At 60.1% G+C, this 1,143-nt stretch carries 1 protein-coding gene; it reads right to left on the bottom strand.

The window, feature by feature from the left end; translation table 11 throughout:
- A partial coding sequence (locus tag GHO03_RS24515) for a Tn3 family transposase (RefSeq protein WP_153400692.1) occupies positions 1–1,143 on the bottom strand: 1,143 nt, incomplete at both ends.

Below are 1,143 nucleotides of genomic sequence, written 5' to 3'. Positions count from 1 at the left end.
GAGTTACCAAGCTTGTGCATCAGGCTACCTCGCGGCATTTCGTTCAGGCCCAGTGTGGCGACGATTCGGTCGATGTTCGCCTTCTCACCGACGATGAGTTGCCGGTCGATCTGGCCAGCCGGCCGGATCAGGCATTTCTCGTACAATGCCAGATCATCGGCGCAATACAGCTCCTGCAACTGGTCGTCGAGGTCGGTGAAGCGCGGCTCGAAACGAAGTCCGAACCAGTGCAGGATGGCGAAGTTGGCCTTGTTGATGCTGTGCATGTCGCCGGTGATCGCGCTCGGCACGATGTCCGACGTGTTGCGGTACCAGATGTCGAACACGTGGTGAGCCTCGTACTCGTGTGCGCCTATCAGGTAGCCGTTCAACGGCACGTGATTGCACAGCAGCGTGTAGGCGACGACGCCCTTGCCGCGGCCGAAATATTTGCGCGAGTAGCGCGCCTTCACAGTTGGTCGCTCGACGCCGAATTTCTGCCCATCAACGGCACCGTACAACGAATCGAGGTCGAACGAGTAATGCGGGAAGATCGGCAGTGCGGCGATGGCGTTGCTGATGCAATCGTTGGCCACATGTAGCGTCGCCTGGCGCAGGTACTGCTGGTAGGTACTCTCCAGGACGTGGTACGGGATGTCGCTGGTACGTGCCATAACCTGGTTGCCGTGGTTCATGGCTTGGGCAATGATCACCGCCATCAGACTGTCGGCGTCGGCTACCTTCTTCGCATAGCGTGGCTGCAATGGTGTCAGCGCCGACAGGAACTGGCACTGGCCGTTGACGAAGCGAAACACGTCGGCGACATCGCAGTATGGCAGTTGCTCGTAGAGAGCTTGCTCGCGCGCCTTCTGGTTCTCCCCCTTGGGCTTGCGCCAGGTCAGTCTCTGCGTGTCCTTGTCGTATTCCAGGTGCGTCAGCTTGCCCTGTTTCAGCTCGCGATTGAACGCCACCCATTGCGCACGCAACTCGGCCGCCAGTGCATCGAGCTGGGCACTGACCGGCTGCCGCAGGAAGGGGATGTCCATCTGCGCGAGCACGGCGGCTTTCTCGTCCATCGAAACCAACTCGTCGGACAAATGCCGGTGCAGCAAGCTGTCGTCAATGTAGAGCTCGCCCGCCTGGAAGCGTTTCCTGACCTGACGG

The sequence above is a fragment of the Pseudomonas sp. FSL R10-1339 genome, assembly GCF_009600545.1.
GTDB classification, from domain to species: domain Bacteria; phylum Pseudomonadota; class Gammaproteobacteria; order Pseudomonadales; family Pseudomonadaceae; genus Aquipseudomonas; species Aquipseudomonas bubulae.
The sequence above is the reverse complement of the archived record's forward strand: the minus strand, read 5'-3'. Positions and strand labels throughout refer to the sequence as shown.